Origin of the sequence: Blastochloris viridis (assembly GCF_001402875.1) — a bacterium.
Classification (GTDB): Bacteria; Pseudomonadota; Alphaproteobacteria; order Rhizobiales; family Xanthobacteraceae; genus Blastochloris; species Blastochloris viridis.
Genome location: NZ_CP012946.1, coordinates 2,443,250 through 2,458,085 on the forward strand (window position 1 = coordinate 2,443,250; position 14,836 = coordinate 2,458,085).

Sequence of the window (14,836 nt, forward strand, 5' to 3'; positions counted from 1 at the left end):
GTCAGGCGCTCCTCACGTTCTTGCGGTTCATGGCGGCAATATCCAGCTTCACCGGCTGCTGGGCCTCGTGCGGGTGGCTCGGGCCCTTGTAGACGCGCAGGTTGCCCATCAGCTTGCGGCCGAGCGGGCCGCGCGCGAGCATGCGCTCGACCGCCTTTTCCAGGATGCGCTCCGGGAACTTGCCGGCAATGATCGACTTGGCCGAGCGTTCCTTGATGCCGCCGGGATAACCGGTGTGGTGGTAGTAGACCTTCTGGTCGAGCTTGCGACCGGTGAACACCACCTTCTCGGCATTGACGACGATGATGTTGTCGCCGCAGTCCATGTGCGGGGTGTAGGTCGGCAGATGCTTGCCCTTGAGGTGCATCGCGATGATGGTGGCGAGCCGGCCGACAACGAGCCCGGCGGCGTCGATCACCACCCACTTCTTGTCGATATCGGCGGCCTTGGCCGAATAGGTTTTCATGGCAAGTCCCGAGTTGAAAACGGGCGCGGGGCCGCCGGCAGAGCGCGGGCCGCGACTAGGCCGCCTTGTAGAGGAGCCAAGCGCGGCGGTCAACGCTTCAATGCGGCAAATTTCCGTTTGAAAATAATGACTTGCGAAATAGGTACTTAGATACCCGCGAATAAGGTGCTCATTTCGCCGGCGGTATCGAATAGGTCGCGGTGGCGTGGGCGACCAGCTCATCGCGCCCGTCCGAGCGGATGCCGATGTCGCCGACGGCGAGGCGCTTGCCGATCTTGATCAGCCGGCATTCGGCGATGAGGTCGCGGCGGGTCGGCCGCCGCAGGAAGTTGATGTTGAAATTGATGGTGACCGCCAGCGACACCGGGCCGATCGCGGCCAGCAGCGCGACATAGATCGCGGTATCGGCCAGCAGCATCATCGACGGGCCGGACAGCGTGTCGCCCGGCCGCAGATGCTTGTCGGCGTGCCTGAGCCGGACCTTGGCGTAGCCGTAGCCGCTGTCTTCGAGCAGGATGTCGCCGCCGCGCTCGAACGCCTGAGGAAACTCCAGTTCCAGGAAGGCCTGGAGTTCCGCCGTCGTCATCCGGGCGGGCTCGTCGATCTCGGTGACTCCGAGCGCTTGCATCGTCGTTCCTCCGGCCCGGACTCGTGCCACGCCACGGGTTCTGCTTAAAATCACGGTTTGGACGCCGGGCACAAGGGCCGGCGGCGTGCTTCAAGGATCCCCTGCCATGGCCGATGTCGAACGCTCCGCCCCGCCCGCACCGCCGCTCAGCCGCACCCGCGACGGCGCGATCGAGGTCCTCACGCTGTCGCGGCCAGCGAGCCGCAACAGCCTGTCGGAGGCGATGCTGGCGGCGCTCGAACGCCTGGGGAAATTCCGAGGTCCAGGAAGGCATGGAACTCGGTGGTGGTCATGCGGGGCGCCTCTGAGGTGCCATCCGGCTCTGCCACGGTTCATCCTCCCTGCCCCGTGGGATCAGCGCGCCTCCAGTGCCGCCGCGACGAGGCGCCGGCAATAGACTGGCGTCGGCGGCTCGATATCGAACAGAATGCGGTAGAGCACCGGCGCGACTATGCGATCGATGAGAACATCAACGTCGGGCGCCACCTCGCTGCGAGTGGCGGCACGGGCGGCGATCACCGCGAGCTGGTCGCGCAGATAGTCCCGACAGCGGCAGGATTTGGTGGGATCGAGGTTGCAGGCCAGCACGTCGCGGATCATCGCTTGACCCGGTTCCGACGACATCTCCTCGGCATATTGCTCCAGCCAAGCGTCGAGATCGCCGCGCAGCGTACCGGTGTCTGCCGGCTCGGCATCCGGCCTTAGCCGCTCGACCGCGACGTCGCCGAGCAGCTCCTGCAAGTCGCCCCAGCGGCGGTAGATCGTCGAAGGTGTCACCCCGGCGCGCTCCGCGATCACCGGGATGGTCAGTTCGGCGCGGCCGACCTCCGCCAGAAGGTCGCGCACCGCCGCATGCACAGAGGCCTGGACCCTGGCACTACGCCCGCCGGGACGCACCGGCTCTCTCACACTCATGTCACGCCCCACTCTCCACCAACGAAACCACCATCGGCGCTAACGCAAAATATTTGCGTTAGCGCCGATGGTGGTTTATTCCTTAATGCACAACGTTAGCTTTAGGCCCGGAGGGCCCGCATGTCGACACCCATTGCGCCTGCGGCGGAAACGTCCACGGCCGCACTTGCGCTCTATACCGCAACGCTCACGACCTTCCTCGCTGCCGCGGCCGCCCCGACGCCACTCTACCCACTCTACGAAACAAGCTGGGGCCTCTCCCCGGCGACACTCACCTTCGTGTTCGGGACCTATCCGGTCAGCGTGCTCGCCGCGCTGCTTGTTGCCGGTGCGCTTTCCGACCATATCGGGCGGCGGCCAGTGATCTTCGCCACCCTGCTGTTCGAAGGCGCCGCGATGGCCCTGTTCGTCGCCGCGCAGGCGGTGCCGATGCTGATCGTGGCGCGCTTCCTCCAGGGACTCGCCACCGGTGCGGCAATGAGCGCAGTCGGCGCTGCACTGATCGACGCGCATCGCGGCCACGGGCCGCTGGTCAACAGCGTCGCCCCGCTGATCGGGCTTGCGCTCGGCGCTCTCGGCGCGGGCGCGCTGGTGGCCTTTGCCCCATTGCCGCTGCGCCTCGTGTATGCCCTGCTGCTCGCCGCCATCGCGGTGCAAGCGATTTTGGTGTGGTTTGTGCCGGAGACCGCGGTCGGCCGCCCCGGCGCCCTTGTCTCACTCAAGCCGACGATCGCCGTACCGGCGCAGGCGCGGCGTGCCTTGCTTCGGGTCACGCCGCTCAACATCGCGGTGTGGGCGCTCGGCGGCTTGTTCCTGTCGCTGGTGCCGGCGCTGATCCGGGCTGCCACCGGCATCACCTCGCCAATGGTCGGCGGCTCAGTGGTCGCCACCCTCTGCTTAAGCGGTGCCGCGGCGGTGCTGTGGCTGCGCAGCAGGCCGACCATGGAGATCGCCGTCCTCGCCATCGCAGCCCTGGTACTGGGGGTCGTCGGCCTGATGACCTCGCTGCACGCCGGGGTGGTCGCGGGCCTCTTTGGCGGCACCCTGGTCGCCGGCATCGGCTTCGGCGGCGGCTTCCTGGCCTGCCTGCGCACCCTGCTGCCGCTAGTCTCGCCAGCCGAGCGGTCCGGCCTGCTCGCTGCCCTCTATGTCGTAAGCTACCTTGCCCACAGCCTGCCAGCCATCGCCGCCGGCCTCCTCGCCCGCGAGATCGGGCTCGTCGCCACCACCGACCTCTATGCTGCAGCGCTGGTGGCGCTTGCGCTCGCCGCCGCCGTCACCATGCGCGATGCTTGGCGTTGCGAGCAAGCTGCCGCAAGAGGGGCTGTTGGAGCGGCGGGGAATAACGTTACGATCAAGGGCGCCGGCACGCCGCCGGCCACCCGGAATTCGCCATGACCACTGCCACTCCCGAGACCTGCACCCCGCCCCTCGCCCGCCGCCGCGACGGCGCGATCGAGGTCCTCACGCTGTCGCGCCCGGCGAGCCGCAATTCGCTGTCGGAGGCGATGCTGGCGGCGTTGGCGGAGGCGCTCGCCGACATCAAATCCGACCGCGCGGTGCGCGCGGTGGTGCTGGCGGCGGACGGCCCGGTGTTCTCGGCCGGCCACGACCTCAAGGAGATGACGGCGGCGCGCGGCCGTCCCGACCGCGGCCACGGCTATTTCGTCGACGTGCTCGGCCGCTGCGCCGCGGTGATGCAGGCGATCGTGCACCTGCCGCAGCCGGTGATCGCCGCGGTTGCAGGCACCGCCACCGCCGCCGGCTGCCAGTTGGTGGCGAGCTGCGACCTCGCGGTGGCGGCGCGCGAGGCAAAATTTTGCACCCCCGGCGTCAATATCGGCCTGTTCTGCTCGACGCCGATGGTGGCGCTGTCGCGCAATGTCGGCGCCAAGCACGCGCTCGAAATGCTGCTGACCGGCGACATGATCGACGCCGAGACGGCGCGAAGCTGGGGCCTGGTCAACCGGGTGGTGGCGAAGGACGAGGTGCTGGCGACCGCGCTGGCGCTGGCCAACCAGATCGCGGCGAAATCGGCCTATGCCGTGAAGATCGGCAAGGAGGCGTTCTACCGCCAGCGCGAGCTGTCGCTCAGCGAGGCCTATGCCTACGCCACGCGGGTGATGACCGAAAACATGCTGGCGCACGACGCCGAGGAGGGCATCGCGGCGTTCATCGAAAAGCGCAACCCCACCTGGGCGGACCGGTGATGGCGCCGGCGCACGGACCCGCCGCGCCCGGCCGCGACGATGACGCCGCGATCCGCCGCATCCTGACGGAGACCAAGACCATCGCCCTGCTCGGCGCCTCGGCCAATCCGGCGCGGCCGAGCCATCATGTGATGGAATTCCTGCTCGCGCAGGGCTTCCGCGTCCACCCGGTCAATCCCGGCCTCGCCGGCCAGACCCTGCTTGGCCAGCCCGTCTACGCCCGCCTCGCCGACATCCCCGAGCCGATCGACCTGGTCGACATGTTCCGCGCCGCCGAATACGCGCCGCAGGTGGTGGACGAGATGCTGGCGCTTGCCGTGCGGCCGAAGGTGCTGTGGATGCAGCTCGGCGTGCGCCACGACGCCGCCGCCGCCCGCGCCGAGGCCGTCGGCATTGAGGTGGTGATGGAGCGCTGCCCGGCGATCGAGATCCCGCGGCTGGGGCTGATGAGCCGTTGACAATGGGCCGTTGATATATGTGTCGTCGTCCCGGGCGAGGCATAGCCGAGACCCGGGATCGGTCCCCTGAAAAGGCGCCCTTTCCTGAGAACGGTCCCGGATCGCGGGCCTTCGGCCCTTGTCCGGGACGACGAGGTCCCGGCTTGGCGCTTCGTGCCGACCGGGACGACAGCACGGGCCGCTCGGGGCGACAGCAATGCACCGGCCGCTGGAAGTGCACCCGCCGCCAGCCGGTTCCCTTCGCCCCGGCCCTGTCGTAAAGCTTGGCGCCCGCGCGCGGCTCGAGCAGGAGACCTCCATGACCGACCATAATCCGGGTTCCTCGCCCGGCTTCTCGACCCTGGCGATCCACGCCGGCGCCAAGCCGGACCCCACCACCGGCGCGCGGGCGACCCCGATCTATCAGACCACCTCGTTCGTGTTCGACGACGTCGACCACGCCGCGGCGCTGTTCGGGCTCAAGGCGTTCGGCAACATCTACACCCGGCTCGGCAACCCCACCAACGCGGTGCTGGAGGAGCGCATCGCGGCGCTGGAGGGCGGCACCGCCGCACTCGGCGTCGCCTCCGGCCACGCCGCCCAGTTGATCACCCTGCACACGCTGCTGCAGCCGGGCGATGAGTTCATCGCCTCCAAGAAGCTCTATGGCGGCTCGATCAACCAGTTCAACCACGCCTTCAAGAATTTCGGCTGGGTGGTGAAGTGGGCCGACCCCGACGACATCTCCTCGTTCGAGAACGCGGTGTCGGTGAAGACCAAGGCGATCTTCGTCGAATCGATCGCCAATCCCGGCGGAGTGATCACCGACATCGAGGCGCTGGCGGGGGTGGCGCGGCGCGCCCGCGTGCCGCTGATCGTCGACAACACCCTGGCGACACCGTATCTGTGCCGGCCGATCGAGTTCGGCGCCGACGTGGTGGTGCATTCCGCCACCAAGTTCCTGGGCGGCCACGGCAATTCGATGGCCGGGCTGATCGTCGACGGCGGCTCGTTCAACTGGTCGCAGGAAGGCCGCTACCCGATGCTGTCGGAGCCGCGGCCGGAATACCAGGGCATGGTGCTGCACGAGACGTTCGGCAACTTCGCCTTCGCGGTCGCCTGCCGCGCGCTCGGCCTCCGAGATCTCGGGCCGGCGCTGTCGCCGTTCAACGCCTTCATGGTGCTGACCGGCATCGAGACGCTGCCGCTGCGCATGCAGCGCCACTGCGAGAACGCCCTGGCGGTGGCCGAATTCCTCTCCGCCCACCCGCAGGTCAGCTGGGTCAGCTATCCCGGCCTCAAGGGCGACCGCTACCACACCCTGGCCAAGAAATACGCGCCGCGCGGCGCCGGCGCGGTGTTCACCTTCGGGCTCAAGGGCGGCTATGACGCCGGCGTCCGGCTGGTGTCGAAGGTCGAGCTGTTCTCCCACCTCGCCAATATCGGCGACACCCGCTCGCTGATCATCCACCCGGCCTCCACCACCCACCGCCAGCTCACCGACGCCCAGAAGGTCCAGGCCGGCGCCGGGCCGGACACCGTGCGGCTGTCGATCGGGCTGGAGGACGTCGCCGACATCATCGCCGACCTCGATCAGGCGTTGGCGTAACCTTAGGGAGAACAGGGCATGCGACAGCGGGTGCGCAAGGCCGTCGGCGCGGTGCTGCTGCTGCTGCTGGCGGTGGTATGGTCGCTCGGCGCCATGGTGGTGGCCCACGCCGGCATCGGCCTTGGCCACTGGGCCACCGAGCTGGCCTATTACATTGTGGCCGGCCTGGGCTGGACCATCCCAGCCGGCGCCTTGATCTGGTGGATGGTGCGGCCCGACCGGGCGGCGTGACGCGGCGCCCGGTCACGGTGCGGCCGCCGCCGTTATGCCGAGATCGCGCCGCACTGTTCGCCGTCGCCCATCCCATCGTCATTGCCGTGTGATTCGCCATGCGCTTCCGCCTCGCCGCCCTCGTCCTCGCCGCGGCCACCCTCCCCGTCCAGGCCAAAGACCCACCCAAGGCGCCGGCCAAGCCGGCCCAGGCGCTCGAAACGGTCAGCTACATCCCGCTCTACGGCGACCTGCTGGGCGCGCTGTCGGCCGACGCCGTGCTCAAGGAAATCCGTCAGGGCGGCAAGCTGGTCGCCGCCGAGCTCGACGTCTGCCACGCCATCAACCCGCGCACCGAGCGCAAGGACCGCTTCGTCATCGCCCTCAAGCCCGACGGCGCCCGGCTGACCGGCAGCGGCGAAAGCACCGAGCAGAAGGTGCCGATATCGGTGCAGCTCGTGCGCAAGGCCACCGGCAAGACCCTCGCCTTCGAGGGCACCATCACCCGCGGCGGCACCATAGACAAGGTCGATATCGCCGACCTCACCGAGCAGACCGAGGAGCAGTTCCTCGAAGGTCAGCCGACCGACATCGCCATCGAGGCCGAGCCCAAGGCGTTCGGCGAGGTGTCGCCGATCGGGCTGGCGGTGCGGGTGAAGCGCGACGCCCTGCCCGGCCTGCTGCAGACGTTGCGCGGCGAGAACGTGCGGGTGACGTTCCGCACCCTGATCGAGCCTTGCCACGCGCTGCGCGCCGGCCAGCAGGTGGTGCAGTTCGAGGTCGCCAGCGACCGCGCCGCCAACCTGGTGGACAAGATGCGCACCCTGCCCGGCGTGACCGACGCCGGCTGGACCGCCGCCGGCGCCAACGACTGGACGGTGCGGTTCCCGGCGGCATCGTGGCGCGACGCCAAGGGGCTCGACCGTGACCGCCTCGCCGGACGCATCGGCGAGATCGCCGCCGGCGTGCTCGGCGCCACCAGCCGCGACGTGGCGTGGGACCCGGTCACCGGCGAACTGAAGCTGACGCTGAAGCGCACCAGCGAGATCGCGCCCAGCCTGGCCCTCACCGACATCATCGACCTGCAGATGCTGATCGCGCCGGAGACCACCGGCGCCACCAGCGAGCACGCCATCCTGTGGCTGGAATCGGCCGCGCTGACCACCGCCGACGAAAACAGCGGCCCCCGCCTCGCCCTGGCCGGCTCGGACGATTCCGAGGGCGAAGGCGGCGCCGTCCAGATCGACACCGACGCGCTGCTGAACGCGTTCGCCACCGCGTTCGGCGGGCAGCGCTGGGACAGCGAGGCCGCTGGCTGGAAGTGACCGGCTCCGGCACGCCGGTTGCACTGCAATCCGTCACGAACCACCAACTGCGCGTCTCTGCCTGGCGGAGACGCGCAGTTGGTGGCCTCCGGAGCAAAGGATTGCGGCGATGACAGCCAACACGATGCTACAGGCGCTGACGCAGGCGAGCGGCAGCGGAATTTTCGGTCTCGGCGATTCCAAATCTACCCAGAAAAAACTGCCGACCGGCACCAACGACACCGGCACGTCGTCGCTGGAATCGCTGTTCTCGACCATCGACGCCGACGCCGACGGCAAGGTGACGCAGGCCGAGTTCTCGTCGTTCGTCGACAATCTGGTGGCGAAAAGCGACCTCCTGCAGCTCCAGGAGGAAAACCAGCCGCCGTCGGCCGCCGACATCTTCGCCGCCGCCGATACCGATGGCAGCGGCGGGCTGAGCGTTGAGGAATTCAAGGCGGACCTGGCCGCCCACGCCCCGGCCGGCAGCGACACCGCGAGCGCGGACGACGCCGAGACCCGCTTTTCGCGGTTCGATACCAACGAGGACGGCGTGGTGTCGCAAACCGAGTTCGCCGCGGCGTTCGGGCCGACGTCGTCCGGCACCGCGACGGCATCGCAGCAGCCCGACCTGTTCGCGCTGCTCGGGCAGGCGGTGTCGGCCTACACCTCGACGTCGAGCTCGACCAACTCCAGCACCAGCCTCGGCTCGCTGTTGAAGGCGGCCTGACGGCGATCTGGCCAAGCATATCACGCGGTTTCCGGATGATCGCTTCGTGATTCCGGAAACAACGTTGCCGAGAAATTCTTGATCAAAAGGGTTTTTCGGCGACCGCACGACGAAACTCCGCCCTGAACAGAAACCGTGCGCGCTACGCTCCACCGCGCCGTGGCGTCCGATGCCGCCCGGCCGCGGCGGAGACCTCGCGCCGTCGTCCCGGACAAGCGGTCAAGCCGCGCGATCGGACCCATGATCCGCGAGGCTCGCCGTCGTCCGCATCGCCCCTCGCAGCACGGCATCGCTCGCGCTGCCGGAAACGTCGCGGATCATGGGTTCGGAGTCTCAGCTTCGCTTCGCCCCGAACGACCGGCGGTTTCATCCCCGGCGGGTCGGAATTCCGGCGGCAAACTGATACCGACGGCGGCGGCAGCCAGCCGTTGGTTGCGATCGCGGATTTTCGTGAAATCATTGATTTCACGGACGAAAATCCGCGAGATTCAACGGCCCCATGCGCCAGCATCCGGGGCCGTTGGTATGATCTGCCGTTTTTCGTCTCAAATCACGATGATAGCGAGCGCAGTTCATGTATTTCGCCCATTCCACCGACGATCCCGACCGCGAACGCTGGCAGGAACTGGCCCAGCACCTGGCCAATGTGGCCGGGATGGCCGCCAAGCGGGCCGATGCATTCGGCGCCGGGCCGATCGCGGCGCTGGCCGGGCAGTTCCATGACCTTGGCAAATATGCGCCGGAGTTCCTGCGCTACATTTTGGGCCAGGGACCCAGTCCTGACCATGCCACCGCCGGCGCGCGCGAGATCCTGGCGCTTGCCTTTGGCGGCAAGGACAGGCTCGCCGCGCAGCTTGCGGCGTTCTGCGTCGCCGGCCATCATGCCGGATTGCCGGACCGGATCGGCAGCGCGTCGTCATTGGACCAGCGGGTGAAGAAGACGCTGCCGCCACTCGATCCGGTGTGGCGGCAGGAGATTGCGCCGCAGGTCGGCACGCTGTTTCCAGGCGGTTTTCGCGGCGATGACAAGCGGCTGGCGGCGTTCCAGCTCGCCCTTCTCGGCCGCATGGTGTTCTCGTGCCTGGTCGACGCCGACTACCGCGACACCGAGACGTTCTATACGGCGGCGCGCGGCGAGCGCATCGACCGCGAGTGGACGCCGCTTCCCGACATCGTGGATGGCCTGATCGCCCGTTTCGACGCCCACATGGCAGACGTCGCGGCGCGCGCGGAGGCAACGCCGGTCAACAGCTTGCGCGCCGAAATCCTCGCCCATGTCCGCGCCAAGGCGAGCCTGCCGAAAGGCGTCTTCACCCTCACCGTGCCGACCGGCGGCGGCAAGACGCTGGCCTCGCTCGGCTTTGCGCTCGACCATGCGAAGCGTCACGGCCTCAGCCGCATCGTCTATTCCATTCCCTTCACCTCGATCATCGACCAGACCGCCGATATTTTCCGCCAAGTGCTCGGCGAGCAGGTGGTGCTGGAGCATCACTCGGCAATCGAAGAGGCGAAGATCGATGACGATGGCGAGCGCAGCGTGCGCGACAAGATGCGGCTGGCGATGGAGGATTGGGCGGCGCCGGTGATCGTCACCACCAATGTGCAGCTGCTGGAGAGCCTGTTCGCCGCCCGTCCGTCGCGCTGCCGCAAGCTGCACAATCTGGCCAATGCCGTGATCGTGCTCGACGAGGCGCAGGCCATTCCGCTCAACGTGCTGCGTCCCTCCATCGTGGCGCTCGACGAGTTGGCGCGCAATTACGGCGCCACCATCGTGTTGTGCACCGCGACACAGCCGGCGCTCGATACGTCGCGCTTCGAACATGGCTTCCGGCTGGAACAGGACCGTGAGCTGGCGCCGGAGCCGGCGCGTCTGCAACAGGCACTGAAGCGCATCACGCTGCGCCGCGCCTTGGCGCCATGCAGCGACCGCGACCTCATCGCGGAATTGACCGACTGCGCGCGCGGGCTGGTGATCGTCAACAGCCGCAAGCACGCGCTCGCGCTCTACCGCGCGGCGAAGGCGGCCGGGCTTGAGGGGCTCGTGCATTTGACGACGCGCCAGACTGCGGCCGACCGCCGGCGCATCCTCGCCAGGGTCCGGGTGGAACTGGCGGCGCAGCGTCCGTGCCGGGTGATCGCGACCAGTCTGATCGAGGCCGGCGTCGACATCAGCTTTCCCCGCGTGTGGCGCGCCGAGGCCGGGCTCGACCAGATCCTGCAGGCCGCCGGACGCTGCAACCGAGAGGGCCGTGACCCGCCCGAAGACAGCATCGTCACCGTGTTCAAGCCGGCGGACGCCGAGCCGCCGCCCGAGATCAAAGCCTTCGCCGAGGCCACGGCGCGCACCGCGCTCCACCACGCCGACCTGACTTCGCTCGACGCGATCGAACGCTACTTCGAGGAAGTCTATTGGCAGAAGGGCGAGGGCCTTGATCGCCTTCGCATCGGCGGCCCGGACTCAAGGGAGACCCGCGCCGTGCTCGACTGCTTCTCCGTCAGTGCGGGACAGCTTCAATTCGCCTACCGCACCGTGGGCGACAATTTCCGGCTGATCGAGAGCGGCCTTGCGCCGGTGATCATCGCCGTCGAGGACGACGCCACGCACGCCCTCGACGGATTGCGCGGCGGCTGGCTCACGCCCGGCGCCGCGGCGCGCAAGCTGCAGACGTTTCTCGTCCAGGTGCCGCCGCGCGACCGCGCGCGCCTGATCAACGATGGCGAGGTCGAATTCGCCGACGCCGAGCGCCAGTTCGCGGTGCTGCGCAACGAGGGCCTCTACACCGTCGAGGAGGGCCTGGTGTGGGAGGAAGGGGATCAGGCGAGCGCCTTGCTCATCATCTAGTTGATAGTGGCTATTCACAATAGACGATATCAATCAAAAGGTGTGACCATGCACGCCGATTCGTGATGAGTGGCGAGCCGGGCGAGGGGCATGTCCTACGGAATTCGTCTGAATGTGTCCGGTGATCGTGCGTGCTTCACGCGGCCGGAGATGAAGGTCGAGCGGGTCTCCTATGACGTGATGACGCCTTCGGCGGCGCGCGGCATCCTGGAGGCGATCCACTGGAAACCGGCGATCCGCTGGATCATCGACGAGATCCACGTCCTTGAGCCGATCCGCTTCCAGTCGATCCGGCGCAACGAGGTCGGCGCCAAAGTGCCGGTGAACAAGATCCGCGCGGCGATGAAAAGCGGCGATGTGTCGGACCTCGTCTTGGTCGTCGAGGACAACCGGCAGCAGCGCGCCGCCACCGTGCTGTCAAACGTCGAATACGTTATCGCCGCGCATTTCGAGCTGACGGGGAAAGCCGGCCCCGACGACACCGAGGGCAAGCACCTCGACATCTTCAACCGCAGAGCCCGCCGCGGCCAGTGCTTCCACCAGCCCTGCCTCGGCACCCGCGAATTTCCGGCGCGCTTTGAGCTGATCGAGCCGGGCGAGCCGACGCCGGTCGCCATCGACGAGACCCGCGACCTCGGCTTCATGCTGTGGGACATCGACCACGGCGGCGACCGCGCCTCGCTGTTCTTCCGCGCCCGGCTGGAGAATGGCGTTTTAATGGTGCCGCCGCCCGGCTCACCGGAGATCCGGCGATGAGCGCGCTCGCATCGCTGGTCCGCGCCTATGAGCGGATGGCCAGCCGCAACGAGGTGCCGGCGTTCGGCTACAGCACCCAGCAGATTGGCTTTTTGATTTCCCTGGCGCCGGACGGGCTGCCGGTCGGCATTCCGTCGGATCTGCGGTCGATGCAGGCTCGCAAGATGGTGGCGCGGTCGCTGGCAGTGCCACAGCCGGTCAAGCGCACCTCGGGCATCGCGCCCAACTTTCTCTGGGACAAAACGGCTTATGTGCTTGGCGTCACCGCGGGCGAAGGCAAGCGCACCGCAGACGAGCACGCAGCCTTCATCGAGCGCCATCAGACGTGGCTTGCCGGCACCGCCGACGACGGCCTTCTCGCGCTGCTGCGCTTTCTTGAGTGGTGGCGACCGGAGCGCTTTGCCGAACTCGGCTGGCCGGAGGCGATGAAGGACCAGAACGTCGTCTTTGCGCTGGAGCGCGAACGCCTGAACAACACCTACCTCCACGACCGCCCGGCAGCCCTTGCGCTGTGGACGAAGCTTGCAGGTGCGGCGGAGAAGGCGGGCGCCGCCTGCCTCGTCACCGGCGAGCGCGGCCCGGTGGCGCGGCTGCATCCTTCCATCAAGGGGGTGTGGGGCGCGCAGACCGCCGGCGCCTCGATCGTGTCGTTCAATCTCGACGCCTTCACCTCCTACGGCCACGAGCAGGGCGACAACGCCCCGGTCTCGGAAGCCGCGGCGTTCGCCTACACCACCGCGCTCAACCGCTTTCTCGAACGTGGCAGCCGCCACCGCATCCAGATCGGCGATGCCTCCACCGTGTTCTGGGCCGAGGCGGAGGATCAGCAGGCCGCCACGGACGCCGAGGACATTTTCGCCGCGCTGGCCGCCGGCGTCGACGTCGACGAAAACGCCGAAAGCGAGAAGGTCCGCGCCGTCCTTCAGAACATTCATGACGGTCGGCCGGTTGCCGACATCATTCCTGATCTGCCGTCGGGCGTGCGCTTCTACGTGCTCGGCCTTGCCCCCAACGCGGCGCGGCTGTCGGTGCGGTTCTTTCTGGAGGACGATTTCGGCGAGATCGGCCGGCGCTGGCTCGAGCACGTCGAGCGGCTGCGCGTCGAGCCGCCCCCCAATGAGACCGCGCCCTCGATGTGGCGGATGCTGATCGAGACCGCCGTCCTGCGCAAAACCGAGAACATCCAGCCCAACCTCGCCGGCGACTGGATGCGGGCGATCCTCTTTGATGCGCCCTACCCGCTGACATTGCTGTCGACGCTCATCATGCGCATGCGCGCCGACCACGACGTCAACGCGATGCGCGTCGCCATCCTCAAATCGGTGCTGACCCGCAATTTCAACAGGAGGGTGCCCGTGGCGCTCGATCCCACCTTCGGCGATCCGGGCTATCTGCTCGGGCGCCTGTTCGCGGTCTATGAGCAGGTGCAGCTTCATGCCCTCGGCCGCGACATCAACGCCACCGTCAAGGACAAGTTCTACGGCGCCGCTTCGGCCCAGCCGCGCAAGGTGTTCCACCTGTTGGAGTCCGGCTCGGCCAATCACCTGTCCAAGATCGGCAAGCAAAAGCCGGGGCTCAAGGTCAATCTCGAAAAGCAGATCGGCGCGATCATGGAGGCGATGGCGCCCACCGTCGATCCGTTCCCGGCCAGCCTGCCGGACAAGAGCCAGGCGCTGTTCGGCCTCGGCTATCACCACCAGCGCAACGAATTCTATCGCAAGGCCGAAAAGCCCGCCGCCGAGGAGCCGCGCACATGACAGCGCTGACCAAGACCCCGCTCGCCAACCGCTACGACATCGTGTTCCTGTTCGACGTCGTCAACGGCAATCCCAATGGCGACCCCGACGCCGGCAACCTGCCGCGCATCGACCCCGAGACCAATGTCGGCCTCGTCAGCGACGTGTCGCTGAAGCGCAAGATCCGCAACTACACCGAACTCGCCAAGGGCGAGGAGCCGGGCTGGCACATCTATGTCCAGGAAGGCGCGATCCTCAACGAAAAGCACCGCGAAGCCTACAAGGCGGTGCGGAACGGCAACGGCAAGGCCGACGGTGCCAAGCTCAATCCCCAAAGCGACGAGGAAGCCCGCAAGCTCACCGGCTTCATGTGCGACAATTTCTTCGACGTGCGCACCTTCGGCGCGGTGATGTCGACCGGCATCAATTGCGGGCAGGTGCGCGGGCCGGTGCAGGTGACGTTTGCGTCGTCGGTCGAGAAGATCCTGCCGCTCGAAATCTCCATCACCCGCATGGCCGCCACCAATGAGAAAGAGAAGGCCGATCGCGAAAAGGGCAGCGAAGGCGACGAGCGCACCGACAATCGCACCATGGGCCGCAAGTACATCGTGCCTTATGGGCTCTATCGCGCCCACATCTTCGTCAACGCCAAGCTGGCCGAGCGCACCGGCTTTTCCGAGGACGACCTCGCTCATCTGTTCGAGGCGCTCAAAGCGATGTTCGAGCACGACCGCTCGGCCGCCCGCGGCGAGATGGCCTCGCGCAAGGTGATCGCGTTCAAGCACGCGAACGTGCTCGGCAACGCGCCGGCCCACGCGCTGTTCGAGCGCGTGGCGGTGCGCCGCCGGTCCGGGAACGACGTCTACGACCTCGGCGACGATCGCCTCGACAACCAGCCTCCGGCACGGCGCTTCTCCGATTACGAGATCCTCATCAATCGTGACGGCCTGCCGGAGGGCGTCGAGATCGTCGAGGTTCTCTGAGGGAGGCGGG

The 14,836-nt window shown here is 67.7% G+C and carries 14 protein-coding genes; 11 read left to right on the plus strand and 3 right to left on the minus strand.

Features of this window, described 5'->3' with window-relative positions:
- Position 1: 1 nt before the first annotated feature.
- From rplM to BVIR_RS10730, 3 genes are all read right to left on the minus strand, one after another.
- Positions 2 to 466 (minus strand): 50S ribosomal protein L13, encoded by a 465-nt coding sequence (gene rplM / locus BVIR_RS10720; RefSeq protein WP_055037653.1) that lies wholly within the window; start codon positions 464 to 466, stop codon positions 2 to 4.
- A 169-nt stretch (positions 467 to 635) separates the two neighbouring features.
- Positions 636 to 1,094 (minus strand): PaaI family thioesterase, encoded by a 459-nt coding sequence (locus tag BVIR_RS10725; protein ID WP_055037654.1) that lies wholly within the window; start codon positions 1,092 to 1,094, stop codon positions 636 to 638.
- A 354-nt stretch (positions 1,095 to 1,448) separates the two neighbouring features.
- A complete protein-coding gene (locus tag BVIR_RS10730) occupies positions 1,449 to 2,009 on the minus strand; it encodes a TetR/AcrR family transcriptional regulator (protein WP_055037655.1) in 561 nt (186 codons plus the stop codon).
- A gap of 120 nt (positions 2,010 to 2,129) precedes the next feature.
- Here BVIR_RS10730 and BVIR_RS10735 point away from each other — a divergent pair, with 120 nt between their 5' ends.
- The 11 genes from BVIR_RS10735 (at position 2,130) to cas7c (ending at position 14,826) form a co-directional block, all read left to right on the plus strand.
- Positions 2,130 to 3,407: an MFS transporter gene (locus BVIR_RS10735; RefSeq protein WP_082417005.1), complete on the plus strand. Its 1,278-nt coding sequence runs from the start codon at positions 2,130 to 2,132 to the stop codon at positions 3,405 to 3,407.
- Positions 3,404 to 4,219, plus strand: coding sequence for an enoyl-CoA hydratase (locus BVIR_RS10740; protein WP_055037656.1), 816 nt, complete (start codon positions 3,404 to 3,406; stop codon positions 4,217 to 4,219). Before BVIR_RS10735 ends, BVIR_RS10740 begins: the two co-directional genes overlap by 4 nt.
- Complete coding sequence (locus BVIR_RS10745) at positions 4,219 to 4,677, plus strand: CoA-binding protein (RefSeq protein WP_055037657.1); 459 nt, start codon at positions 4,219 to 4,221, stop codon at positions 4,675 to 4,677. Before BVIR_RS10740 ends, BVIR_RS10745 begins: the two co-directional genes overlap by 1 nt.
- Before the next feature lie 298 nt (positions 4,678 to 4,975).
- Positions 4,976 to 6,265, plus strand: a complete 1,290-nt coding sequence (locus tag BVIR_RS10750) for an O-acetylhomoserine aminocarboxypropyltransferase (RefSeq protein ID WP_055037658.1) — start codon at positions 4,976 to 4,978, stop codon at positions 6,263 to 6,265.
- Positions 6,266 to 6,283: 18 nt separating this feature from the next.
- Positions 6,284 to 6,496, plus strand: a complete 213-nt coding sequence (locus BVIR_RS10755; RefSeq protein WP_055037659.1) for a DUF2842 domain-containing protein — start codon at positions 6,284 to 6,286, stop codon at positions 6,494 to 6,496.
- A gap of 98 nt (positions 6,497 to 6,594) precedes the next feature.
- Positions 6,595 to 7,800: a hypothetical protein gene (locus tag BVIR_RS10760; RefSeq protein ID WP_055037660.1), complete on the plus strand. Its 1,206-nt coding sequence runs from the start codon at positions 6,595 to 6,597 to the stop codon at positions 7,798 to 7,800.
- 109 nt (positions 7,801 to 7,909) lie between these two features.
- A complete protein-coding gene (locus BVIR_RS10765) occupies positions 7,910 to 8,509 on the plus strand; it encodes an EF-hand domain-containing protein (protein WP_055037661.1) in 600 nt (199 codons plus the stop codon).
- Between the two features lie 574 nt (positions 8,510 to 9,083).
- Positions 9,084 to 11,351, plus strand: a complete 2,268-nt coding sequence (locus BVIR_RS10770) for a CRISPR-associated helicase/endonuclease Cas3 (RefSeq protein ID WP_055037662.1) — start codon at positions 9,084 to 9,086, stop codon at positions 11,349 to 11,351.
- Between the two features lie 114 nt (positions 11,352 to 11,465).
- Positions 11,466 to 12,107 (plus strand): type I-C CRISPR-associated protein Cas5c, encoded by a 642-nt coding sequence (gene cas5c / locus BVIR_RS10775; protein WP_268271667.1) that lies wholly within the window; start codon positions 11,466 to 11,468, stop codon positions 12,105 to 12,107.
- Positions 12,104 to 13,864, plus strand: a complete 1,761-nt coding sequence (cas8c, locus tag BVIR_RS10780) for a type I-C CRISPR-associated protein Cas8c/Csd1 (RefSeq protein ID WP_055037664.1) — start codon at positions 12,104 to 12,106, stop codon at positions 13,862 to 13,864. Before cas5c ends, cas8c begins: the two co-directional genes overlap by 4 nt.
- Positions 13,861 to 14,826, plus strand: coding sequence for a type I-C CRISPR-associated protein Cas7/Csd2 (cas7c, locus tag BVIR_RS10785; RefSeq protein ID WP_055037665.1), 966 nt, complete (start codon positions 13,861 to 13,863; stop codon positions 14,824 to 14,826). The genes cas8c and cas7c overlap by 4 nt, the downstream gene beginning before the upstream one ends.
- Positions 14,827 to 14,836 lie beyond the last annotated feature (10 nt).